General features: G+C 70.1%; 14 protein-coding genes. 5 read left to right on the top strand and 9 right to left on the bottom strand.

Features of this window, described 5'->3' with window-relative positions; all coding sequences use genetic code 11:
- Window positions 1-9 precede the first annotated feature (9 nt).
- Window positions 10-684 (top strand): bifunctional 4-hydroxy-2-oxoglutarate aldolase/2-dehydro-3-deoxy-phosphogluconate aldolase, encoded by a 675-nt coding sequence (locus ASC65_RS06050; protein WP_056450562.1) that lies wholly within the window; start codon window positions 10-12, stop codon window positions 682-684.
- 85 nt (window positions 685-769) lie between these two features.
- On the opposite strand, the gene ASC65_RS06045 is transcribed toward ASC65_RS06050, so the two are convergent.
- Together ASC65_RS06045 and ASC65_RS06040 are read right to left on the bottom strand one after the other, a co-directional pair.
- Entirely contained in the window at window positions 770-3,613 is a 2,844-nt protein-coding gene (locus ASC65_RS06045; protein WP_056450559.1) for a M16 family metallopeptidase, read from the bottom strand.
- A gap of 108 nt (window positions 3,614-3,721) precedes the next feature.
- On the bottom strand, window positions 3,722-4,567 hold the full coding sequence (locus ASC65_RS06040; RefSeq protein WP_056450556.1) for a ribokinase: 846 nt from the start codon (window positions 4,565-4,567) through the stop codon (window positions 3,722-3,724).
- A gap of 196 nt (window positions 4,568-4,763) precedes the next feature.
- On the opposite strand from ASC65_RS06040, the gene ASC65_RS06035 reads away from it, so the two are divergent.
- A complete protein-coding gene (locus ASC65_RS06035; protein ID WP_056450553.1) occupies window positions 4,764-6,323 on the top strand; it encodes an arylsulfatase in 1,560 nt (519 codons plus the stop codon).
- 3 nt (window positions 6,324-6,326) lie between these two features.
- Here ASC65_RS06035 and ASC65_RS06030 read toward each other — a convergent pair whose 3' ends face one another.
- Together ASC65_RS06030 and ASC65_RS06025 are read right to left on the bottom strand one after the other, a co-directional pair.
- Window positions 6,327-7,259 carry a nucleoside hydrolase gene (locus ASC65_RS06030; protein ID WP_082525929.1) on the bottom strand — a complete coding sequence of 311 codons (933 nt, stop codon included), beginning with the start codon at window positions 7,257-7,259 and terminating at the stop codon, window positions 6,327-6,329.
- 38 nt (window positions 7,260-7,297) lie between these two features.
- Window positions 7,298-7,813 carry a Rid family hydrolase gene (locus tag ASC65_RS06025; protein WP_056450550.1) on the bottom strand — a complete coding sequence of 172 codons (516 nt, stop codon included), beginning with the start codon at window positions 7,811-7,813 and terminating at the stop codon, window positions 7,298-7,300.
- Window positions 7,814-7,977: 164 nt separating this feature from the next.
- Here ASC65_RS06025 and ASC65_RS06020 point away from each other — a divergent pair, with 164 nt between their 5' ends.
- Complete coding sequence (locus tag ASC65_RS06020; protein WP_056450547.1) at window positions 7,978-8,880, top strand: ADP-ribosylglycohydrolase family protein; 903 nt, start codon at window positions 7,978-7,980, stop codon at window positions 8,878-8,880.
- Window positions 8,881-8,897: 17 nt separating this feature from the next.
- Here ASC65_RS06020 and ASC65_RS06015 read toward each other — a convergent pair whose 3' ends face one another.
- The 4 genes from ASC65_RS06015 to ASC65_RS06000 form a co-directional block, all read right to left on the bottom strand.
- A complete protein-coding gene (locus ASC65_RS06015; protein ID WP_056450544.1) occupies window positions 8,898-9,560 on the bottom strand; it encodes an aspartate/glutamate racemase family protein in 663 nt (220 codons plus the stop codon).
- Window positions 9,561-9,628: 68 nt separating this feature from the next.
- Window positions 9,629-12,220: an HWE histidine kinase domain-containing protein gene (locus ASC65_RS06010; protein ID WP_056450542.1), complete on the bottom strand. Its 2,592-nt coding sequence runs from the start codon at window positions 12,218-12,220 to the stop codon at window positions 9,629-9,631.
- Window positions 12,217-12,753, bottom strand: a complete 537-nt coding sequence (locus ASC65_RS06005) for a biliverdin-producing heme oxygenase (RefSeq protein WP_056450539.1) — start codon at window positions 12,751-12,753, stop codon at window positions 12,217-12,219. The genes ASC65_RS06010 and ASC65_RS06005 overlap by 4 nt, the downstream gene beginning before the upstream one ends.
- 151 nt (window positions 12,754-12,904) lie before the next feature.
- The gene (locus ASC65_RS06000; protein ID WP_056450536.1) at window positions 12,905-13,189 is read right to left on the bottom strand and encodes a hypothetical protein; all 285 of its coding nucleotides are present in this window, start codon (window positions 13,187-13,189) and stop codon (window positions 12,905-12,907) included.
- 44 nt (window positions 13,190-13,233) lie between these two features.
- Between ASC65_RS06000 and ASC65_RS05995 the strand changes: the two genes are divergently transcribed.
- Both ASC65_RS05995 and ASC65_RS05990 read left to right on the top strand, forming a co-directional pair.
- Window positions 13,234-13,590 (top strand): DUF2200 domain-containing protein, encoded by a 357-nt coding sequence (locus ASC65_RS05995; protein ID WP_056450533.1) that lies wholly within the window; start codon window positions 13,234-13,236, stop codon window positions 13,588-13,590.
- A complete protein-coding gene (locus ASC65_RS05990; protein WP_056450530.1) occupies window positions 13,587-14,042 on the top strand; it encodes a VOC family protein in 456 nt (151 codons plus the stop codon). The genes ASC65_RS05995 and ASC65_RS05990 overlap by 4 nt, the downstream gene beginning before the upstream one ends.
- A gap of 30 nt (window positions 14,043-14,072) precedes the next feature.
- On the opposite strand, the gene ASC65_RS05985 is transcribed toward ASC65_RS05990, so the two are convergent.
- Entirely contained in the window at window positions 14,073-15,206 is a 1,134-nt protein-coding gene (locus ASC65_RS05985) for an autotransporter outer membrane beta-barrel domain-containing protein (protein WP_268750054.1), read from the bottom strand.
- Between the last annotated feature and the right edge of the window lie 90 nt (window positions 15,207-15,296).

Genomic DNA, 15,296 nt, shown 5'->3' with positions numbered 1-15,296 from the left:
GAGCCTGATATGCGCCACGACCGCCTCGCCGTCCTCACCGCCCTTGAGACCCAGGGCGTGGCCCCCGTCTTCTACCACCCGGATCCCGAGGTCAGCCTCAATGTGATCCGCGCCTGCGCCCGCGGCGGCGCCAAGGCGATCGAGTTCACCAACCGCGGCGACTTCGCCATCGACCTGTTCGGCGACCTCGCCCGCGAGCTGCAGAAGACCGACCCTGACATCATCCTCGGCATCGGCTCGGTCGTCGACGCCGGCACCGCCGCGATGTTCCTGAACCGGGGCGCCCGCTTCATCGTCAGCCCCTGCCTCGTCCCCGACGTGGCCAAGGTCTGCAACCGCCGCATGACCGCCTACTTCCCCGGCTGCGGCTCGGTCACCGAGATCGGCCAGGCCCACGAGCTGGGCTGCGAGATCGTCAAACTGTTCCCGGGCGCCAGCGTCGGCGGCGCCGACTTCGTCAAGGCCGTCATGGGCCCCATGCCCTGGACCAAGATCATGCCGACGGGCGGCGTCGACCCCGACGAGGCCAGCATCGCCAAATGGTTCGGCTCCGGCATCGTCGCCGCCGGCATGGGCTCGAAACTCATCACCGACGCCGCCGTCAAGGCCGGCGACTGGGCGGGCATCGAGGCGCAGGTGAAGGCGACGGTGGCGGCGATCGCTGCGTTCCGGGCCAAGAAGTGACGAGTGGCGAGTGACGCGTGACGAGCAGGAAGTGCTACTCGCACCTCCAGGGCCCGCCACTCGCCACTAACCACTCGCCACTACGTCAAAGCCCCAGCGTCGGGCTATCCAGATCCAGCTCGCTCGCCGGGATGACCACCACGTCCGGGTGCGCGGCGCGCAGGGCGTCGATGAACATCGAGGCCTGGCCGACGACCACGACATAGGCGTCTTCCGAGCTCACCACCTGGGCCGCCTCGCGCACCGTCGCCGGGGTCGTGGCGTTGATCTTGGTCGAATAGGCGTCGATCTCGGACAGCGGCAGGCCATAGGTCACAGCATCCGACAGGAAGCCGCCCAGGCCGCCGGTGGTCTCCACCGAGCGCGAGAAATTGCCGGTGATGAAGGTCTCGCGATCGACCACCGTCTGCTCGCTCACCGGCTCGCTGCGCAGCCGATCGAACTCGGCCAGCACCAGGCCGACGACCTCGGCGGCGCTCTCGTTCTTGGTCTGGGTCGAGGCGGTCAGCAGGGCCCCGTCGACGCGCGAGCCGAGGTTGGAATAGGCCCCGTAGCTGAGGCCGCGCTTGGCCCGCACCTCCTGGAACAGGTGGCCGTTCTGGCCGCCGCCGATGATGCTGTTGACCACCGACAGCGGATACCAGCTGTCGTCCGACCGCTTGGGCGCGCGCACCGCCGCGGCCACCGCCGCCTGGCCGGCGCCCGGCAGGTCGACGACCACCACCCGCGGGGCCAGGACCTGGCCGTCGCGCGCCGCGATCACGGGCGCCGCGCCCGCCGGAGCGGTCCAGCCGCCGAAGGTCTTCTCGGCGAAGGCGAAGGCCTCCTCCGGGCTCAGGCCGCCGGTGACGATCAGGGTGGCGTTGTCCGGCCGCCAGGTGCGGGCATGGAAGCCGACCACGTCCTCGCGGGTCAGGGCGCCCAGGCTCGTCGGCGTGCCCGAGGCGGGCCGCCCATAGGCCGCGCCGCCATAGGCCAGGCGGTTCAGCACCACCCCGGCCAGCGGCCCGGGCTGGCGCAGATTCACCGTCAGGGCGTTGACCGCCTGCGTCTTGCTGCGCGCCACCTCGGCCTCGGCGAAGTCGGGGCGCATGACCACGTCGGCGACCACGGCGCCGACCGCGTCGGCCGAGGCCGTCGGGGCCGAGACGAACAGGGTGGTGGCGTCCGCCCCGGCCCCGCCGCCGATATTGGCGCCCAGAGCCTCCAGCGTGCTGGCGATCTGCGGCGCCGTGCGGCCGCCAGCGCCCTGGGTGACCAGGTTGGCGGTCATGGTCGCCAGACCGGCGCGGTCCTGGGGATCCGCCGCCGCCCCGCCGGCGATGACCAGCTGGGCGTTCATGATCGGCAGGTCGGTCGACTTGGCGGCCAGCACGCGCAGGCCGTTGGGCAGGCGGCGTTCGACCACGTTCGGCGTGGCCATGGCGCGCACCGCGCCCGGCGCCGGCGGCGCCATCCGCTGGCCCTCAGGCAGCAGTTCGTTCGGCGGCAGGATGGCCGGCGGCACGGTCACGAAGACCGGCATCGGGGCCGGATTCCTGTAGCTGTCCTCCGGCGTGCCGGCCGGGCGCTGGCTTTCGTCCTGGTAGCGCAGCGAGACCCGCGCCTGCTCATTCAGATAGGTCCGCGCCACGCGCTGCACGTCGGCGGCGGTGACGTTCTGGATCGCGGCGAGCCGGGCGTCGGCGGCGCGCGGGTCGTTCTCGTTGACCAGCGACTGGCCCAGGATGAAGGCCCGGCCCGAGGCCGTCTCGCGCTGGCGCAGGGCCGAGGAGACAAGCTCCGTCTTGGCCTCGGCCAGTTCGGCGGCGGTCACAGGCTCCGCGCGGACGCGCTCCAACTCGGCGTTCAGCGCCGCCTCGACGTCGGGGATGGCCTTGCCGCGCGCGACCACGGCGGTGACGCCGATGACGCCGTCCTCCTCCATGCTGTTCAGGCCGAAGTCCGCCGAGCTGGCCAGCTCGGTGCGATAGACCAGGGCCTGGTGCAGGCGCGAGCTGTCGCCGCCCGACATGATCGCCTCCAGCACGTCCAGGGCGGCGCTGTCGGCGTGGTTGGCGGGGACGCCCGGATAGATGGCCCCGATGGCCGGCAGCGGCACGTTCGGCGCATAGGCCTCGACCAGCCGCGGCTGGGTGCGCGGGGTCTCGACCGGCCGCTCAAGCACCGGCACCGGCCGCTCCGGATTGCGGATGCCGGCGAAATACTGGTCCACCCAGCGGTCGAGCTGGGCCGGGTCGAAATTGCCCGACACGATCAGGGTCGCGGTCGCCGGCCGGTAGTAGGCCTCGTGGAAGGCGCGGGCGTCCTCGATGCGGGCCGAGTCCAGCTCCTCGATCGAGCCGATCACGCTGCGGCGGTAGATGCTCTCGTCGAAGCTGTTGTCGCCCATGACGAAGCGCTGGAAGCGCCCGTACGGCGGCGCATAGACGCGCTGGCGCAGCTCCTCCTTCACGATCGAGCGCTCGGCGTCGAACACCGCCTGGTCGACCACCGGCCGCGCCATCCGCTCGGCGTGGGTCCACAGCATGGTCTCCAGATACTGCGGCGGGACCGTCTCGTAGTAGTTGGTCATGTCCTGGCCGGTGGAGGCGTTGCGCGTGCCGCCGGCGTTCTCGACGAGGGTCGAGATCTGGCCGTAGGGCAGGTTCACGGTCTTGCGGCTGAGGATGTGTTCGAACAGGTGGGCGAAGCCCGAGCGGCCCTGCGGATCGTCCTTGCCGCCGACGTCGTACCAGACCTGCACGGTCACAGTGCCCGCCGTCGGGTCCGGCATGGCGTAGACGTCCAGCCCATTGCCCAGCTCGCGGTGGGTGAACTGTAGCGGCGGGACTTCGATGGTCGCGGACGTTTGCGCCATGGCCGGCGCAGCGGCGAACGGCGCGAGGGCGAGTAGAGAAGCTCCCAGAAGGGCTGCGGTGCGGGTCATCGGTGTCTCCCCCAGAGGTCAGGGGCCGAACCGTATCAGCGACGGCGCCGCCGCCTAGTTACACCCCCGTAATGAAGCTCATACGGGCCCGGCGGCGAAGTCCGTCGGTCAGCCGGCCAGGATCGCCTCGACCTCGTCGCGGGTCGGCAGCGAGGGCTGCGCTCCCGGCCGGGTCGCCGCAATCGCCCCCGCGGCGCAGGCGAAGTCCAGGGCCGCCTGCGGCTCCATGCCTTCCAGCAGAGCCACGGTGATCGCGCCCACGAAACAGTCGCCCGCGCCGGTGGCGTCGACCGCCTTGACCTTGGGCGGCTTGGCCCAGGCCATCTCGACGCCGCGCTGGTACATGACCGCGCCGCGCGCGCCCTTGGTCACCACCACCCGGCCGCCGCCGTGGTGCAGCAGGTCGCCGTAGAAGGCCGCCTCGGTCTCGTTGACGATCAGCAGGTCGGCGCGCCGCAGCAGCTGGTCCGAGACCGGCGCCGCCGGGGCCAGGTTGACGCAGACGAACTCCGTGGCCCGCCCGACCGCCGCCTCGACGATGTCCATCGGCAGCTCCAGCTGAACGATCAGCGGGCATTCGATCCGCGCCGGAAGCTGCTCGGGCGAGGCGAGGTGATTGGCTCCCGCCGCCACCACGATCTGGTTCTCGCCCTCGGGATCGACGGCGATCAGGGCCACCCCGGTCGGCGCCTGCGAATCGGCGATGACGTGGCCGATATCGACGTCGTCAGCCAGCAGCAGGGCCATCGCCTCCTCGGCCATGGCGTCGCGCCCGACCCGGCCATACAGGCAGACGTCGCCGCCCAGTCTTTGCGCCGCCAGCGCCTGGTTGGCGCCCTTGCCGCCCGGATGCCGCGCCAGGGTCGCGCCGGTCACCGTCTCCCCCGCCCGCGGCAGGCTGGGCGCGGTGGCGACGAAGTCCAGGTTGATCGAGCCGACGACGGTGATGTTCAAGACAAACGCTCCTGCCCGCCGCAGCGGACCGTTCCCGCCCTCCATAGACTCCGCTCGCCGCATTTGGCCACCGCCACGGTCCGGGAAGCGGAGCGGGGGATAAGGCGCGGACCTCCGGGATTCCCCCGATGCCCCTCGCGGCCGGCCTCCTCCCATGTGCACGCCGGTTTCAATCCCCGTGCGCGGAGCAGCTCCCATGCCGACCGGCAAACCCAACATCATGGTCATTTTCGGCGACGACATCGGCACCTGGAATGTCGGCGCCTACACCCACGGCCTGATGGGGCGAACGCCCAACATCGACAGCATCGCCAAGGAAGGCTGCCTGTTCACCGACCACTACGGCCAGCCCAGCTGCACCGCCGGCCGCGCCGCCTTCATCATGGGCCAGCTGCCCATCCGCACCGGCATGACCACCATCGGCATTCCCGGCTCGGCCCGCGGCATCCAGAAGGAGGACCCGACCCTGGCCGAGGTGCTCAAGACCCAGGGCTACGCCACCGGCCAATTCGGCAAGAACCACCTCGGCGACCGCAACGAGTTCCTGCCCACCGTCCACGGCTTCGACGAATGGTTCGGCAACCTCTACCACCTGAACGCCGAGGAGGAGCCGGAAGAGCTCGACTATCCCGGCCAGAAGAACCCCGAATACACCAAGAAATTCGGGCCCCGCGGCGTCCTTCACGCCTGGGCCAGCGACAAGGACGACCCCACCGACGACGGCATCTTCGGCAAGCGCGGCAAGCAGAAGGTCGAGAACACCGGCATGCTGACCCGCAAGCGCATGGAGACCTTCGACCATGAGGTGCTGGGCTACACGCTCGACTGGCTCGACCGGGTCGGCAAGGGCGACAAGCCCTGGTTCTGCTGGTTCAACACCACCGCCATCCACATCTTCTCGCACCCTGCGCCGCAGTATGTGCAGAAGGCCGTCGACGAGGGCCGGGCCGAGGAGGACGTGGTCCGCGCCCGCATGATCGAGCACGACGAGCACGTCGGGGCCCTGCTGGCCAAGATCAAGGAGCTCGGCGTCGACGACAACACCATCGTCGTCTACTCGACCGACAACGGCAACGAGCTGATGCTGTGGCCGGACGGCGGCTACGCCCCGTTCCGCGGCGAGAAGGGCACGACCTGGGAGGGCGGCGTCCGCGTCCCCTGCCTGATCAAATGGCCCGGCGCCATCCCCGCCGGCAGCACCTCAAACGGCCTGCAAAGCCATGAGGACCTGTTCCTGACCCTCGCCGAGGCCGGCGGCGCGACCGGGATCAAGGACAAGCTGCTCAAGGGCGTCGACTTCAACGGCATCAACTACAAGGTGCACCTGGACGGCTACAACAACATCGCCCACTGGAAGGATCCGGAGAACACTCCGTCCGAGCGCGAGACCATCTTCTACTACGACGAGACCGACCTGATGGCGGTCCGGGTCCGGCACTGGAAGATGCACATCGGCGTCAAGCGGGGCGGCAGCTGGTGGAACGAGAAATACTACCCCAGCGTGCCCTACCTCTTTAACCTGCTGATGGATCCGATGGAGAAGATGGATCCCGAAAGCGAGGAATGGGGCTACATCGGCCGCAAATTCTTCGGCTCGAAGCTGTGGGCGCCCAATGCGGCGGCGCCGTTCATCGCCGAGCATCTCGAAAGCCTCAAAGCCTACCCGCCTCGCCAGGGCGCCGACACCCTGTCGATGCATGTGGCGCTCGAGAAGGCCATGGCCCAGATGCAGAACCCGGCCGCCAGCAGCAACTGACCGTCAGGCCAGGGCTTCCGCCAGCAGTTCGAACACGCCGTCGGCGTCCGCGTGCGTCACCCAACGGTGCGGCAGCCCGCGGGCGACCGTCTCTCGGAACTCCACCGCCGTATGTCCGCGGGTCAGTTCGCTGTCGGTCTCCACCGCCACACGGCAGTCCTTGGTCCTGAACAACTGCGGTCGCGCCAGCCAGGCCACCGGCAGCAGGTCGTGCACCGGCGGGGCCTCGCCGCCGACGATGTCGCGCTCGACCTTCTCGGAGAAGCGCATCATCGCCGCCGCCGTGTCGGCGCTGGGCGAGCCGATGCCCGCGATCGCCGCGATCCGCGAGTCGGTGGCTCGCACCTGATGGGTGACGTCCAGGCCGAAGAGCACCACGTCGCAGCCGCTGCGCAGCACTTCGTCCGCGGCCTCGGGGTCGGCCCAGACATTGTACTCGGCCGAGGCGGTGATGTTGCCGCCCTCGCTGCGCGCCCCGCCCATGATCGCCACCGGGCCCAGCCGCTGGGCGAGCATCGGCTCCTTGCGAAGGGCCAGGGCCAGATTGGTCATCGGCCCCAGCACGGCCAGGCCCACCATCCCCGCCTCGCGCTCCATGACGCGATTGATGATGGCGTCGACGCCGTGCCCGTCGGCCAAGGCCGTCTTGGGCGGGAACGGGGCCATGAAGCCCAGTCCCTCCTCGCCGTGGAACTCGCCCGCCCCGGTCGGCTTGCGGCGCAGCGGCCGGTCGGCCCCGGCGTGCACCGGCACGTCCTCGCGCCCGGCGATCTGGCGCAGCATCCGCGCATTGCGCGCCGTCTTGGCCAGCGGCGCATTGCCCCCGACCGTGGTCACCGCCAGCAACTCCAGCTCACGCGAAGCAAAGGCCAGCATAAGCGCCACGGCGTCGTCCACGCCGGGGTCGCAATCGATGATCAGGGCTTGTCGGGTCACCCGCGGAGCAATGGAGCGGCGCGCGCGGATAGGCAACCTCAGCGTTCTGCCGAATGCGCCGTCAGCTGGATCTCCACGATGCCGCCAGTCCCGAGCAGGCCCGTCGTTCCCACCGCCGTCCAGGCCGGGCGCGGCCCGCTGGCGAACTCGCGCCAGACCCGGGCGATGATCTCGATCTGCTGGTTCTTGGTCCCGGCGAAGTCCGGTCCCTCCCAGACGTGGAAGCTGTTGATCAGGGCCACGTCGTCCATGCTTGCCCCCGCCGCCGCCAGGGTCCGGTTCAGCCCGGTCAGGGTCCGCCGCACCTGGGCCTCGAAGGCCGCCAGGTCGGTCCCCTCGCCCTCGGCCCGGAAGACGATGGCGCCCGAGACGTACAGCGTATCCCCGGCCCGCCGCGCCGGGGCGTAGCCGACGTCGTCGTGCGCATGCTGTCCGCCGCGGGACGGGATGATCACCTCACCGCCCGAACTCGGCAGCCGCACCGGATAGGTCGGGTCGGGAGCGGTCTGGGCCAGCGTCAGGGCGACAGCTAGGGCCGCGTTCTGGATATGCATGCGACAGCTCCCGTTCGCCGCCCTTCATGCCGAGCGGGGGTCCCCCACTCAACTTAAGCTTTGGTCACGCACGCGCGCACGCCGAACGTCCGATGGAAGTTTCTGAGGTGACCGTTCCAACTGTGCCCTGTTCTCGTGGTCAGTCGCTGCTAGGGTGAGCGGAAATGAGCCACCATTATACGAATGTTGAGCGTGCGAGGCTCGCCTTGGAGGGGTTGTCCCTGGGCGACGCGTTCGGCGACCAGTTTTTTCTTTCGGGCGATCAGATCGACCACCAGATCGCGACGCGCACGCTCCCGTCCGCGACCTGGCTGACCACAGACGACACCATCATGTCCCTGTCGGTCGTCGAAAACCTTATCCAGCACCAGGGCGTCGATCAGGACGCACTCGCGGCAGCCTTCGGGCGCCGATACCTTGAGGATCCGAACCGGGGATACGGCGGCACTGCGCATCGAATCCTGCGCGCGATTGCCAACGGCGCGTCTTGGGAAGTTGCGGCGAACGAAGCGTTCGACGGCATGGGATCCCATGGAAACGGGGCCGCAATGCGCTCGGCGCCGTTAGGAGCCTATTTTGCAGACGCCGAGACGGACTTTCTCGCCGAGCAGGCCCGGCGCGCCGCAGTGGTCACCCACGCCCACCCCGAGGGCCAGGCCGGCGCCGTTGCGGTCGCGGTCGCCGCCCAGTACGCCGCCCGCCGGGAAGCGGCGGCGGAGCCCTACGAACTGCTTAAAGCCGCCTACGACCACCTTGAGCCGGGCGATACGCGCTCCGGAATCCGCCGGGCGCTCGACATTCCCTTCGAGCGCGCCCCCGAGACGGTGGCGGCGATGATTGGGAGCGGAGAAAAAGTCAGTTCGGCGGACACAGTGCCGTATTCGCTGTGGTGCGCCGCGCGACACCTCGGAGATTTCGAGGCCGCCATGTGGGCGACTGTCAGCGGCCTCGGAGATCGGGACACGACCTGCGCCATCGTCGGCGGCATCGTTTCGCTCGCGGTTGGGCGCGAGGGGCTTCCGCCAGCATGGATCGCCCATCGCGAGCCGCTTCCCACCCTCGATTGAGTTTGCCTACGGCGAATTCAAGCGCATGCCGTGACACAACGCTCCGCCAGAACCTCGGCCGAGTCCACCAGCGGAACGCTGACCTCGCGCGCCTCCAGCAGCAGCGGCACCTCCGTGCAGCCGCCGATCACCGCCTCGGCCCCGGCCCCGACCAGCGCCGCCGCCAGCCGCCGCATCTCGCCCCGCGGCCCGTCGCTGAGGTCGCCGGCCTTGAAGTCGAACACCGCCGTCATGAAGGCCGCGCGGTCAGCTTCCGACATCATCACCGGCGCCAGTCCCCCTTCCGTCAGGGCCGCCGCATACAGCCGCTCGCCGCCGGGCGTGGCCAGCACCCCGATGCGTCGCGCCCCGGTCGCCTTGGCGGCCTTCACCGTCGCCTCGACCATGTCGATGAAGGGCAGGCCCGCGGCGCGGATCGCCTCGGCGTGGGCGTGGGCGGTGTTGCACGGCATGGCCAGCACCTGGGCCCCGGCCTCGCGCAGCCGCACGGCCATCTCGCCCAGCACCCGCTCGGCGCCCGCCGGGTCCGTATGCCGGTTCGGCACATGCGGGTTCAGGTCGACCAGCATGCGCAGGTGATCCTCATCCCGCTTCGCCGGCGTCAGCGCCTGCACCCGCGCCATGAAGGCCGTGGTCGCCACCGGCCCCATGCCGCCCAGCACGCCCAGCGTCTTGCTCATCGTCGGTCCTCGTCGTTCCGACCTCGCCTAGCAGACCTCCGCGGCCCGCGGAACGGCCTCCGGCGGCGTCAGACCGGGGCGGGCGCCGCTCCCGCGCGTTCGTTGCGCAAGGCGTCCAGGGCCCGGGCCACATTCTCGAGGGTGTAGGGCTTCTGCAGCACCGCCCGGCCGACATGGGCCTCGGGGAGGGTCGTCTGCTCGCCGTATCCCGACGCGAAGATGTAGGGGATGCCCAGCGCCCTCAGCCGATCGGCCACGGCATAGCTGGTCCGGTCGCCCAGGTTGATATCCAGCATCGCCAGGGACGGCGCTCCGGACTCGATCACCTCCAGGGCCGCCTCCACGGTCGAGGCCGTCATCACGGCGGACGCCCCCAGCCGGGTCAGCACGTCCTCGGCGTCCAGGGCGATGATGAGGCTGTCCTCCACCAGCAACATCCGCTCACCGGTCAGGACGGCGCTCGGCGGCGGCGTCGGGTGCCCGATCGAGGGTCGGGGGAAGCGCACGCGGGGAACATGCTCGCCGCCGCTCTGCGAGACGTGGCGCGCCGGGATTCTCAGCCGCGCCGTGACGCCCGCGGGCGCATAGTCGATGGACGCCTCGCCGCCGAGATCATAGGGCACGGAGCGGTCGATGATCGTCGTCCCGAAGCCCTTGCGGGTCGGCGTCTTCACGGGCGGACCGCCCCGCTCCGTCCATTCGACCAGCAGGTCGCCGTCGGACTGGACCTTCCAGGTGATGTCGACCGTCCCCTGGTCGGAAAGGCTGCCGTACTTGGCCGAATTGGTCACCAGCTCGTGCATCACCAGCGCCATGGTCGAATAGGCCTGGGGGTTCAGCAGCACATGCCCGCCCTGGGACCGGATGCGGTCCGGGCGGTCGGCCAGGAAGGCCGCGGCCTCGGCGTCGATCAGCGCCTGGATCGGCGCCGGTCCCCAATGGTCGTCGGTGATCTGGTTGTGCGCCCGCGCCAGGGCGTGGATGCGGCCGTCGACCAATTTGACGAAGCTCTCGATGGTGTCGTCGTGCGGCTTGGACTGCCGGATCAGCCCCCGGATCACGCCCAGGATGTTGCGCACCCGGTGGTTCAGCTCCGCGATCAGCAGCTCCTGCCGCTCGCTGGCCTGTTGCCGCTGAAGCGTCGCCGCATCGGCCATGCGCAGCACGACCTCGACCAGGGTGGCCCGCAGGGTTTCGGCCACCCGCAGCTCCGAGGCGGTGAACGGCCGGGCGCGTCCCTTCACGGTCTCCTTCCACTCCGCGAAGCTTTCGCGGGGCGTCAGTCGGGGACCGTTCGGCCCATAGGTGACCGGCTTGTGCGGATCGCCGCCCCAGCTGACCGAACGCACCAGCTCGCGCCGGAACAGGATCACGAAATTCGGCGCCGCGCGCGAGATCGGAATGGCCAGCAGCCCGGCCACCGACGCCGGCACGGAGGTCGCGTCCGGGACCAGTTCGGCGATGTGGTCGGTCGCATAGACCCGGTCCGGGCTGACCTCGTTCAGCCGGGCGACGATGCGGCGCATGTCTGCGGCGTCCGGCGTCGCGCCCGACGAAGCCTGGCTGCCCTTGATCCAGACGCCGACCCCGTCGGCGGGGATGGCCGAGGTCAGGATGTCGCTGAGCCAGTCCGGGTCGTTCAGCAGGGTGTCGTCCGACGCCACCGCCCCCAGCAACTGGTCCGAGATGTCCCGCGCACGGCGCTCGAACTCGACCAGCTCCTTCCGCTCGCGGCTCTCCAGTCGCATCGAGAACATCTGCGCCAGCAGCTCGCAGACCGAGCGGCGCTCGAAGGTCGGCGACATCGGGCTGTAGTGATGGCAGGCGAACAGCCCCCACAGCTGGCCGTCGACGATGATCGAAATCGACATCGAGGCGCGCACGCCCATGTTGCGCAGGTATTCGATGTGGATCGGCGAGACGCTGCGCAGCACCGACAGCGACAGGTCCAGCAGGCGCCCCTCGCTGTCCCGGGCCGGGACCACCGGCGCCGGCTCGGCGTCCACGTCGCTGATGATCCGCAGCAGGTTGCGCTTGTACAGCGCGCGCGCCTGGCGGGGGATGTCGTTGGCCGGATAGTGCAGGCCCTTGAAGCTGCCGATGCCCGCCCGGCACGCCTCGGCCACCACCTCGCCCGAACCGTCCTCGGCGAAGCGGTAGATCATGACCCGGTCGAAATCGGTCAGGGCCCGAACCAGGCGCGCGCCCTCGTTGAAGAACCTTGGGAAGTCCGGCGTCCGGTCCAGGCGCGCCACCATCGAGCGCACGGTGTTGGTCGCGTCGCCGCCGGGTTCGCTGGAGGGCTGGGCCTCGATGATCGTGCGGCCGCCCGACAGGTGCACGGCGACGTCGAAGGGCTTGCGCCCCGGGATGAGCCTGCAGTGGAACAGGCGCTCGACCGCATCGTCGCCCAGCAGCATGGCGGCGCGATTGCGCAGATTGTGCAGGGCCTCGGGGTCGACCAGATCGCCGAACGGCCGCCCGATCAGATCGGCCGCCTTCACGCCGGTGAACACCTCAAGATTCGCCGACGCCCGATCGACCGTCCAGTCGTCGGTCAGGCTGACCAGAAAGCCGATCGGCTGGATCGCGCCCAGCAGATGGATCGGCTCGCGATCGCAATTGGTCAGGTCGACGGCTTCGCCTGGGGCCCGGATCATGCGGCGACCCTCATCTGCGCGGCGTCGTGGAAGCGTTGGAACACCGACCGCGCCGCCGCGACGGCCGCGTCCAGATCAGGGGCGCCGGTCAGGCGCTCGTCGAGAAGCTGCGTCAGCGCCCGCCAGCGGGGTCCATGCTCGTCCCCGCCGAGGAAGCGCATCGGCGCGCCGGGGGGGATCGCGCGGCGCAACACCGCCCCGCCGAGACGCGAGCCTTCCAGCACATAGACCGCGCCCAGCACCGCGGCCGCGGACGGGAAGGCCGGCGCCTCCAGCAGATCCGCCGGCGCCAGGCCCAGCTCCGCCAGATCGGCGCGCAGCAGGTCGCCCCGTCGGCGCGCGTCCCAGTCGTCGAACAGCAGGGCGGCGCCCGCCCGCTCGACCGCGGCCTCCATCGGCAGGAAGGCCCGGGCCTGCGCCGACAGGAATTCGCCGTAGCCGCGCGTCGTCGACAGGTCGAAGCCGGCATAGGCGGCGTCTACCTGGTCGTGGTCCCTTCGCGTGCCCTCGCGAAGCTGCAGGCGTGCACTCAAGACTCGATACTCGCCTGTTTCATCCGAAATACGCTCCGCGCTCGCCCCCGGCGTATACAAGACGCCGTCCCCCGCCCCCAGGGCAAGCGTTGCCATAGCACGAATGGCTAAACCCCCGAGTTCGTTCACAGTTCCCGCGGACCGTCCAGGCTCAGCCCGGGCCGTCGTCGAGCCTTTGCCGCGCCGCGGACGCCAGATTGCCCATCCGCACCTGCTCGACCACCCAACCATCCATCGACCTGCCGTCGCCGCGGTCCAGCGCGACGCCGCCCTCGCGCAGCCTCCCCAGCAGCAGGGCCGAATGATAGTTGGCCGCGACGATCCAGCTCAGCATCTCGCTCGCCGCCTCGCGGTCCAGCGGAACCGCCGGCGGCCTCGCCTCGATCGCCGCATTCAGCTGCTCCAGGAACAGCTCGCTCGCTTCATCCGCTGTCACTCCACCACTCCCCGCAACATTCGCCAGACGTGCTACCAAACGCCATGAGCGATCACCGCATTTATTCGACCAGCTTCGCCAGCGTGTATCCGCACTACATCGCCAAGGCGGAGAAGAAGGGGCGGACCAAGGCCGAGGTCGACCAGATCATCCTCTGGCTGACCGGCTATACGCCCGAAGAGTTCGCGGCCCGCCTGGCCGACAAGACCGACTTCCGCACCTTCTACGGCGAGGCCCGCCTCAACCCGGCCCGCTCCGAGATCACCGGCGTGGTCTGCGGCATACGGGTCGAAAACATCGAGGACCCGCTGATGCGCGAGCTCCGCTACCTCGACAAGCTCATCGACGAACTGGCCAAGGGAAAGGCCATGGAGAAGATCCTGAGGGAGCCGAAACCATGAGCAAAAGCAAGCTCCTGCGCATGGACAACATGGGCATCGTGGTGGAGTCCCTCGATCTCGCCGTCGCCTTCTTCACGGAACTCGGCCTGACCCTGGAGGGGCGCGGCAGGGTCGAGGGCGAATGGGCCGGGCGCGTCACGGGCCTCGGCGACCAGAGCGTCGAGATCGCCATGATGGTCACCCCCGACGGTCACAGCCGCCTGGAGCTCTGCCGCTACCTTGCGCCGGCCGTCGTCGCCGACCACCGCACCGCCCCGGTCAACGCCCTCGGCTACCTGCGCGCCATGTTCACGGTCAGCGACATCGATGACGCCGTCTCCCGCCTCCGCACCCACGGCGCCGAGCTCGTCGGCGAGGTGGTCCAGTACGAGAACGCCTACCGCCTCTGCTACATCCGCGGACCCGAAGGCATCCTCATCGGCCTGGCCGAACCGATGGCCGACGGGCGGTAGGGGCCTCAGCCCCCGCCGCCCCGGATCGTCTCACCAGACGATCCGGACGCCGAGCATCGCGCCGAAGCTTTGATACCGGACGCCGTCCAGGTCGGTGCCCCAATCGACGGTCAGGTAGGTGCTTGTCGTCGGCGTCAGCTGCGCATCGAAGCCCGCGCTGATGTTGAGCAGGTCCTCGCCGCCGTGGACGGTCAGGGTGTCGGCGTTGAAGAGGATCCCGCTCTGCTTGTCCAAGGGGTGGATCCAGTCGACGGAGACGAACGGCAGGATCATCGCGGTCCCAGCCATCGCCTGGCCCTCGAACCGCACCCCGAGCCGACCGATCAGATCGTCGCGGGAATCGAACTGGACCGGGCCCGTCGGCCCGTCGATCTGGTCCAGCTTGCTCTTCTGCCAGATGATCTGGGCCTGGGGCTCGACGACCCAGGTCCCGCCGACGCGCAGCGGGAAGCCGGCCTCAAGCGACAGCGCGCCCGATTCCCCCTCCAGCTCGACCCGCTCGGCCGTCCGTGAGGTGAGCCTCACGTCGTGCAGGCCGTAGACGGCGACGGCGTCCAGGTACCAGCCCGAGCCCCCGATGTAGGTGGCGTAGCCGCCCAGGGAGTCGCTGTTGATGTTCAGCGAGCCGTCCGGCTGCCGGACCACGGGCGCGAGAACGCCCCTGAGGTCCCCGCGCGCTTCGGCGTGGGCGACGCTGATGCCGACGCGCCAGCTGCCTCCACCAAACGCATCGCCGGCCCACAGGTCGGCGCCGGCCTGCGCCCCCATCAGATCGCCGTCCCAGCTGGGTTGAACGGCCACATTCGCGGTGGACGTCGTTTCGATCTGACGCGTGAAGGCACGTCCCCAGGCGCCGGACACCGGCCCGCGGTTGGTCAGCAGGGTCTGGTCCCCCTGCCGCTGATGGAACGTCCCGATCGTCGCCAGGCCGATCGAGCGGATGATCGTCTGAGCGCTCACAAACTGCGGCTCCACCACCGGCGGCGGCGGGGGCGGCGGCGGGGGTGGCGGCGGCGGAGGCGGCGGCGGCGGAGGCGGCGGCGGCGGAGGCGGCGGCGGCGGCGGCGGCGGGGGCGGCGGCGGCGGCGGCGGCGGCGGCGGGGGCGGCGGCGGCGGCGGCGGCAAGCGTTGCAAGAGATAATCTAGAATGTTCCAGCCCGTCACCCTGATCGGCAGCCCCGTCTCGCCGTATCCAGCCCGTCACCCTGATCGGCAGCCCCGTCTCGCCGTATCCCCGAGCGCGGGGGACTTTAC

The organism is Brevundimonas sp. Root1279 (genome assembly GCF_001425945.1).
Classification (GTDB): Bacteria; Pseudomonadota; Alphaproteobacteria; order Caulobacterales; family Caulobacteraceae; genus Brevundimonas.
The sequence above is the reverse complement of the archived record's forward strand: the minus strand, read 5'-3'. Positions and strand labels throughout refer to the sequence as shown.